This window comes from Chromobacterium aquaticum (assembly GCF_021129195.1).
Classification (GTDB): domain Bacteria; phylum Pseudomonadota; class Gammaproteobacteria; order Burkholderiales; family Chromobacteriaceae; genus Chromobacterium; species Chromobacterium aquaticum.
In genome coordinates this window covers 1-8,528 of sequence record NZ_JAJOHW010000184.1, presented here as the reverse complement: position 1 = coordinate 8,528, position 8,528 = coordinate 1, and the positions used below count along the sequence as shown (strand labels likewise).

General features: G+C 63.7%; 5 protein-coding genes and 1 riboswitch. Of the genes, 2 read left to right on the top strand and 3 right to left on the bottom strand.

What is annotated here, in order from left to right:
* A partial coding sequence (locus LQT98_RS22305; RefSeq protein ID WP_231465302.1) for a DUF748 domain-containing protein occupies positions 1 to 1,470 on the top strand: 1,470 nt, incomplete at its 5' end.
* 253 nt (positions 1,471 to 1,723) lie between these two features.
* Positions 1,724 to 4,582, top strand: coding sequence for an adenosylcobalamin-dependent ribonucleoside-diphosphate reductase (locus LQT98_RS22300; protein ID WP_231465300.1), 2,859 nt, complete (start codon positions 1,724 to 1,726; stop codon positions 4,580 to 4,582).
* 69 nt (positions 4,583 to 4,651) lie between these two features.
* Here LQT98_RS22300 and LQT98_RS22295 read toward each other — a convergent pair whose 3' ends face one another.
* The 3 genes from LQT98_RS22295 to LQT98_RS22285 form a co-directional block, all read right to left on the bottom strand.
* Positions 4,652 to 5,506, bottom strand: coding sequence for a hypothetical protein (locus LQT98_RS22295; RefSeq protein WP_231465298.1), 855 nt, complete (start codon positions 5,504 to 5,506; stop codon positions 4,652 to 4,654).
* Positions 5,507 to 5,770: 264 nt separating this feature from the next.
* Positions 5,771 to 6,793 (bottom strand): magnesium transporter, encoded by a 1,023-nt coding sequence (locus LQT98_RS22290; RefSeq protein ID WP_231465296.1) that lies wholly within the window; start codon positions 6,791 to 6,793, stop codon positions 5,771 to 5,773.
* A gap of 82 nt (positions 6,794 to 6,875) precedes the next feature.
* Positions 6,876 to 7,048: riboswitch (M-box (ykoK) riboswitch) on the bottom strand.
* A gap of 478 nt (positions 7,049 to 7,526) precedes the next feature.
* On the bottom strand, positions 7,527 to 8,528 hold a 1,002-nt coding region (locus tag LQT98_RS22285), incomplete at its 5' end, for a methyl-accepting chemotaxis protein (RefSeq protein WP_231465294.1).

Genomic DNA, 8,528 nt, shown 5'->3' with positions numbered 1-8,528 from the left:
CGCGGCTGGCGCGTCGGCGGCTCAGCCGGCGTGGCGCGGCTGGCGGTGTACGAGCCGGGCGAGAAACTGCCGCTGCTGGGCTGGCGCGATCTGCAAGTGCGCGGCCTCAGTGCCCAGGGCATGCCGCTGAAAGTGGCGGTCAACGATGTGCGGCTGCAAGCGCCGGCGGCGCGGCTGGTGCTGGACGACAAGCGCGAGCTCAACTTCAAGCGTCTGTTCGCCGGCCAGGGCGGCAAGCCGGCAACGCCCGCGCCGGCGGCCAAGGCGGCGCCGCTGCCCTTGGTGGAGGTCAAGTCCATCCATGTGCAGGGCGGGCGGGTGCAGTTCGCCGACCATGGCATGAAGCCGGACTTCGCGTCCGACATGCACAATCTGCGCGGCTCCATCCAGAACCTGTCCACCCGCGCCAGCCAGCGCGGCAATATCACGCTGGACGGCGATGTGGACCAGTTCGGCGACGTCAAGGTGCGCGGCGCGCTGTCGCCGCTGGCGCCCACCGACAATACCGACATCACCCTGGCCTTCCGCAATATCTCCATGGGCACGCTGAACCCGTATTCGATGAACTTCGCCGGCTGGCAGGTCAAGGACGGCCGCTTGTCGGTGGACCTGCGCTACCTGCTGGAGCAGCGCCAGCTCAAGGGCGAGAACCGGGTGGTGATCGATTCCCTGCAACTGGGCGACGAATTGCCGGACAGCGAATACAAGGGCCCGCGGCTGCCGCTGCGGCTGGCGGTGGCCATCCTGGAGGACAGCGACAAGCGCATCGATCTGGACCTGCCGGTGGCCGGCAGCCTGGACGATCCGCAGTTCAGCTACGGCAAGATCATCTGGAAAGCCATCGTCAACGTGGTGACCAAGGTGGTGACCGCGCCGTTCCGCGCGCTGGGCGCCTTGCTGGGCGGCGAGGGTTTCGACGATATCCGCTTCGTGGCCGGCGAGGCCAATGTGGCGCCGCCGGAGCGCGAGAAGCTGGTCAAGGTGGCCGGGCTGATGGTCAAACGGCCCAAGCTGATGCTGTCCATCAGCGGCGGCTACAACGCCGACGCCGACCGCAAGGAAATGGCGCGCGCGCAGACCGATCTGGCGATCTTCGCCGCCGCCGGCCATCAACTGGGCGCCGGCGAGCCGCTGCCGCTGCCGGACATGCAGGACGAGGCCATCTTGTCCGCGGTCAAATCGGTGTACGGCAAGCAGATCGGCCGTCTCAAGCTGCTGGGCCACACGCTGAAGCCGGGCGGGCCGTCCGGCGCGGCCTTGGGCAAGCTGCTGCGCGAGGAGTTGATCGCCGCGCAGAGCATCACCGACGCCAGCCTGCAGCAACTGGCCAAGCAACGCGCCGCCAACGCGCGCGCGGCCATGGTCAAGGTCGACCCGTCCTTGCAGGAGCGCATCCAGTTGGGCGAGCCGGTCAAGGCCTCGGCCGGCCGCGACGGCGTGCCGCTGGAGGTCAAGCTGAAGAGCTCCTGACCCAGTATTCCGGGCCGCCGCCGCGCGTCGTGTTTTTGCTCATGACGAACGGGAAAAGTGGTGGCGGCGCGGCATAGCGCTTGATATGTGTCAACGAACGGCGTAACTACATATAGTGTAATACGCCGTTTTTCTTTTCCAGATGTTGCGTATTGGACGTGTTGAAACCTTTTGCGAGCCGCACAGTCCATTGCATGCTGGAACGGGGTCGTACTGGCCGCCGCAGGTCGCAATTCAAGAGGAACCGGGAACCATGAAGCAGGAAAACATCGCCGCCATGACTGAGCAGGACATCTCCCGCGAGGTGTTGCTGGAAAAATACGCCAAGAACGGCGAGCAAAGCGTGGGCGAGGTGCGGCTGCGCGTGGCCAAGGCGCTGGCCGCGCTGGAAAGCGATCCGGCGCGTTTCGAGCCGCTGTTCTATCAGGCCCTGGAAAACGGCTTCATTCCCGGCGGTCGCATCAATTCCGCCGCCGGCACCGAGCTGCGCGCCACCCTGATCAATTGCTTCGTGCAGCCGGTGGGCGACTCGGTGTCGGAAACCGAAAACGGCAAGGTGGGCATTTACGAGGCCTTGCTGCAGGCGGCGGAAACCATGCGCCGCGGTGGCGGCGTCGGTTACAACTTCTCGCGCATCCGTCCCAAGGGCGCGCGGGTCAAGGGCACCAATAGCCGCGCGTCCGGCCCGGTGTCCTATATGCGAGTGTTCGACCGCAGCTGCGAAACGGTTGAATCCGCCGGCGCGCGCCGCGGCGCGCAAATGGGGGTGCTGGACATTTCCCACCCGGACGTGGAGGACTTCATCCACGCCAAGGACCAGGGCGATTTGCGCAATTTCAATATCTCGGTGGGCGTCTCCGACGACTTCATGCGCGCGGTGGAAGCCGACGTCGCCTGGGAACTGACCCACGAGGTGGAGCCGTCGTCCGACGCCTTCCCCGGCAGCTATCAGCGCGAGGATGGCCTGTGGGTCTACCGCGCGGTGCCGGCGCGCGAACTGTGGCGGCAGATCATGGCCTCCACCTATGACCACGCCGAGCCGGGCGTGCTGTTCATGACCCGCATCAACCAGGACAACAATCTGTCCTATTGCGAGGTGATCGAGTCCACCAATCCTTGCGGCGAGCAACCGCTGCCGGATTACGGCTGCTGCGATCTGGGTTCGATCAATCTGTGCCGCCATGTGCGCCAGCCGTTTGGCGACAAGCCCAGCTTCGACTTCAAGAGCTTCGAGAAAGTGGTGCGCATGTCGGTGCGCATGCTGGACAATGTGCTGGACCTGACGGTGTGGCCGCTGGAGGAACAGCAGCGCGAGGCCCAGGCCAAGCGCCGCGTCGGCCTGGGCTTCACCGGTTTGGGCGACGCGCTGATCATGCTGAAGATACGCTATGACAGCGAGGAGGGCCGCCGCTTCGCCAGCCGTATTTCCGAGGCGATGCGCGACGCCGCCTACGATGCCTCGGTGGACATCGCCATCGAGAAAGGCGGCTTCCCGTTGTTCGACGCCGATGCCTACCTGGCCGCGCCGCATTGCGCCAGCCGGCTGCCGGAGGCGATCAAGGCGCGCATCCGCAAGCATGGCATCCGCAACTCGCACCTATTGTCGATCGCGCCCACCGGCACCATTTCGCTGGCCTTCGCCGACAACGCCTCCAATGGCATCGAACCGCCGTTCTCCTGGTTCTACACCCGCAAGAAACGCATGGCCGACGGCAGCCAGCAGGAATACCTGGTGGAAGACCATGCCTACCGCGTCTACCGGATGCAGGGCGGCGATACCGACGCCTTGCCGGACTATTTCGTCTCCGCGCTGGAAATGAGCGCGCTGGACCATATGCGCATGGTGGCGGCGGTGGCGCCCTATATCGACACCGCCATTTCCAAGACGGTGAACGTGCCCGGCGATTACCCCTTCGACGATTTCGAAAGCCTCTACCTGGAAGCCTGGCGCGCCGGCCTGAAGGGCATTACCACTTATCGTCCCAATAGCGTGCTGGGCTCGGTGCTGTCGGTGGAACCGGCCAAGCCCAGCGCCGCCACGCCGCAGGACCTGTCCGGCAGCGGCGACGGCGATCCGGACCGCCGCGTGGTGCTCAACACCGCGCCGACGCCGGCGCTGTCCAGCCTGAAATGGCCGAATCGGCCCAAGTTGAAAGAGGGCAACCCATCGTGGACCTTCATGGTGGAAGGCGACGCCGGCGATTTCGCCGTGGTGGTGGGCCATGTGGAGAACGGCCGGGTGTCGCCGTTCGAATGCTGGGTCAACGCCACGGAAGAACAGCGCGGCCTGGGCGCGGTGGCCAAGACCCTGTCCATGGACATGCGCTGCCGTGACCACGGCTGGCTGGCGGCCAAGCTGGACGCGCTGTCGCACACCAACGGCGACAAGCGCTATGTGTTCGATCTGGGCGAGCGCACCGTCTACGCCACCTCGGCTTCGGCGGCCCTGGCTCAGGTGGTGCGCCACCGCGTCGAGCAACTGGGCGCGCTGCCGGCGGACCAGAACGAGCCGACGCCGGTGATGGATGCGCTGTTCGCGCGCAAGGAGCCCAAATCCGGTACCGACGGCACCATGAGCTGGTCGGTGGACGTTAGCAACCCGCAAACCGGCGATGACTTCGTGCTCTTCATCAAGGAGCTGGTGTTGCCCAACGGCCAGCGCCGGCCGTATTCGATGTGGCTGGCCGGCGCCTACCCGCGCGAGCTGGACGGCTTGTGCAAGATGCTGAGCCTGGACATGCGGGTGATAGACCCGGCCTGGATCGGCCTCAAGCTGCGCAAGCTGCTGAGCTACGCCGAGCCGCAGGGCGATTTCTTCGCCCGCATCCCCGGCGTGGAGAAGTCGCAGAGCTGGCCGTCCACCGTCGCCTACCTGGCGCAGCTGATCATCCACCGCTACGCGATGCTGGGCGTGCTGACCGAGGAAGGCGTGCCGCTGGAGGAGATGGGGGTGATGGTGCCGGAGCAGAGCGATCTGTTCAGCCCGGAAGCCAGCGCCGCCTTGAAACAGGTGCCGGGCAAGCCCTGCCCGGAATGCGGCAACCACGCCTTGATCAAGAAGGACGGCTGCGAGTTCTGCACCGCCTGCGGCCATGTCGGCGCCTGCGGCTGAGTTTTAGACAAGCCGACTAAATGCAATGGCCCCGGCGTTTGCCGGGGCCATTGTCGTTTGGCGCAAGCGTCAATACAGCCCGTTCTGGGCCATCTTGCTGCGGCACTGCACATAGGGCAGGCCGTTGGGCTTGCCTGGGAAGGGGTAGCTTTCCCCCACCTTGCTCAACATCGACGCACTGCTGCTCTTGCGCTGGGTTTTCTTGATCGCGGCTTTGATCGCGGCGGCGTCGCCGTCCACGAACAGCGCCAGGAAACCGCCGTCCACTTCGGACAGCTGCACCGAGCGGATAGGCAGGCCGCCATAGTCATAGCCTCCCGGCAAGGCCAGCTCATGTTCCCATATCTGGTTGGGCGCGCTGCCAGTGGCGCTTGCCAGCAGTTTGGCGATGCCGTTTTCGCTGAGGTTGAGATTGTGGCAGTTCAGCTGCGCCGCCAAGGCCTTGTTCTTGCCGGCGCCGGCCTGGGCGCCGCCGGCCGTTTTGGCCAGCCGGTATTGGCCGTCGAAGGGCACGTCGCCGAAGGCGCTGGCGCATCGGTCCAGCTGCAGTTGAACTGAAGCCGTTTGCGGCACGACGCTCATCGTGCAGATGCCTTCGCTGTAACGCCATTGTCCGCCGTTGGCCTGCAGTTGTCCGCTGCCGGAGCCGGAGCGCAGTTGGCCGGGTTTGCCTTTCTGCATGACTTCCAGTTCGAACTTGCCGTTGGGGCGAATGGTCAGCGTGCGTTCGAACTGTTTGTCGGAGCCGTCATAGACGCCGGGCGCCAGCAGGGCGGTGGCGCCGTCCGCGGCGGGGTCTTTTTGCAGCGCCTTCTTGATGCCGTCCTTGAGAATGGCGCCCAGGTCGAAGGTTTCGGCGTGAGCCGCCAGTGGCAATGCCGCGAGCAGAGCCGCGGCGAAGCGTTTACGGTTTGAAAGGGTCATGAAAGAGGCCGTTTAAGTGGCGTTGCGATGAGAAGGTGGCGGAGCATGCCTGGATTATTTAAATTTATCAGGACATTAGCATGTCAATGGGCCGAAAACAACTTGGCGGCGGCGTGATAAAAACCAAGAAGCGGACAAACTGGCCTAAGAGCCTGTTCAAAGCCTCGCGGGCATCGGCGCGCGCCCGGCAAGTCCGCATCCAGGGGATGGGCTTGGCGGGCGCGGTTTGCGGCGGCGCGCGATGGCGCGCCGGAAAGGGGGCGCTTAGGCCAGGTCGGAAATCACCAACATGGCGATGTTGAAGTAGATCACCAGGCCGGTGCCATCGATGAAGGTGGCGATGAAGGGCGCCGACACCACGGCCGGGTCGATGCGCATCTTCTTCAGCAGCATCGGAATGATGGAGGAGACGATGGCGCTCCAGATGGTGATGGCGATCAGGGTCAAACACACCACCAAGGCCACTTCGTCTCCCACGCCCAGCATCCAGGCGCGTATCCAGGCCACCACGCCTATGGCCAGCGCAATCATGAAGGAGGTGGTCACCTCTTTGCGCAGCACCGTGCCGATATTGCGCAGGCTGACTTCGCCCATCGCCATCGCGCGCACCAGGGTGGAAGTGATCTGGGTGCCGCTATTGCCGCCGGTGCCGATCAGCAGCGGGATGAAGAAGGCCAAGGCGATGGCGGCTTCCAGCTGCTCTTCGAACACTTGCAGGATGGTGCTGGTGTAGGCTTCCGCGAAGAACAGCAGCAACAGCCAGGGCAGGCGTTTTTTCCACAAGCTCCACGGGGAGCTTTCCAGGTAGGAAGTTTCCAGCGGCAGGCTGGCGCCCTGGCGTTGCGCGTCGTCGGTGCCTTCGTCGCGGATCAGTGCGGCGATCTCTTTTTCGTACAGGGCGCCCAGCAGCTTGCCGCCGCTGACCACGGGCGCGAGATCCACGCCCTTGTCTATCAGCTCCGGCACGATGTCGCGGCGTTGTTGATTGGGCTCGACGACAAATGAGGTGGGGCCCATCAGCGCGGAAACCGGCAGCGTCAGATCGGTTTCGGTCAGCAGGCGCTTGACCGAGAGTTGGCCGTGCAGGAAACGGCTGCTGTCGATGACGAAAATCTGCGCGGGAATGTCTTCGTCGCGCAGCTGTTTGAGCATGTGCTCGCGCGCTTCGCTGACTTTCATGTCGCGGCTGAGGGTGATCAGGGTGTCGCTCATGTAGGAGGCGACGGTTTCTTTCAGATTGACTTCGTTTGCCTGAGCGGTAGGCAGGGTGATGCTTGCAAAAGACATGTTGAGGGGTTCCCCGTTAGCTGTTTTATAACCACAAACAGTTGTCACAATGGGGGCGTAAACCAGAAGAGAGAGTGCAGAAAAGCTATCTCCGCGTCTAAGTTTTGGCACTATGCAACGTATCCCGAAAATATCGGGAAGTCACTTTGGGCTATACCTTAATCCGATAAAGCCTGTCCTAACCTTGGGCGTCTCTCGACGTCGTCAGATCAGTGACCTGTGTTTGCATAGGAGCCTCGCCGAACGAGACACTGCATCTTTGGGACGCATGCGCGGCGCGTGGCCGGGCCGATCCCGCGCTGTCGTCGACGCCGCGCTGCGGCAGGGCAGTGCGATCATCGTCTTGGCGCCTTGTTGCTGGGCGCTTCACCTCCTTGGGCTGGGTTTGCGAGCGGCGTTTGAACGTAAGCGTCTGTTTACGATCTGCAGCGCGTCGTGGAGCGTTATACGGTGAGTATGTCTTCGAAATGCTCATGTACCGTGTGTACATTCCGCTTTCTCAGCCGTTTTCGCCTTGTCTCGCTCTTGCTCGCGAGACTTTGAACAGGCTCTAAGCGCGGGCGGCATTCGCCGCGGCCGATGTCATGGTGCAGTGCAGTAAGGCCGCGGCGAATAACAGCTATGAAAGAGGGGGTATCAAGTAGTTCCTCGATTTTGTAGAGTTTGTGTAATAAAACGCGTTCGCATGTCGATTATTTCCAAACATGCCATTGGCTCGCGAATTACATGCCAATCACATGTGTTTTTCAAATTGGCTGACTAGGCGCCGCAAATCGCCAGCGGTGGTGTGCAGCTTCTGCGCCACCTGCAAGGTGGCCGCGATGCTGTGGCTGTTCTGCTCGGTCAGATTGCTCATCGTTTCCATGCTCTGCGCCACCTCGGTGGAGGCGGATGACTGCTGTTGCAGCATATTGGCCACGCTGGAGGAGGATTCCGCCACCTTCGCGTTGGCGTTGCGTATCGCCTCCAGTCCCTGGGCCGCCGCTTGTATCGTTTCCTCGGCGGTATGGACCTTGCTCACCGCGGCCTTCACTTCTTCCAGCGCTTCCTGCGAGCGCTCGCGCAGGAAACCCACCGATTGTTCGATTTCCAGCGTGTTGCCGGCGGTGCGTTCCGCCAGTTTGCGAACTTCGTCTGCCACCACGGCGAAGCCGCGACCTTGTTCGCCGGCGCGCGCGGCCTCGATCGCCGCGTTCAGCGCCAATAGATTGGTCTGGTTGGCGATGTCCTTGATCACGCCGGTGACGGTGTTGATCGATTCCACCGATTGCTCCAGCTTGATGATGATGTCGCGGGTGCAGGACACTTCGCTGACCACGGCCTGAGCCGCCTGGCGCGTGTCGCTCATCTGTACCTCGCCTTGATTCGCCAGCTCGGTGGCCTGGTCGGCGAATTCGGCGCTGGCGCGGGTGGATTGAGAAATCTCGTTGACCGACACCGACAATTGCTCCAGCGCCGCCGCCACCCGGGTAATGCCTTCCAGCGTCGATTCGCCGCGGGTGTTCAGCGACTCGGCCTCGGCGTGGGTGGCGCTGGCGGCCTCGCTGACATCCTCGGCGCCGGCGACGACGTCGGCGAGGATGGCGCGCAGATGAATGCGCAGGGTTTCCATTTCTTCCAGCACCGCGCGCGGCTCGCGCAGGCCGGCGGCCGGGATCTGGGTGCTGAAGTCTCCTTCGGCCAGCCGCATCAATGCGTGGCGCGCGGCGTCTATCGGCCGCGCCAGCCAGCGGCC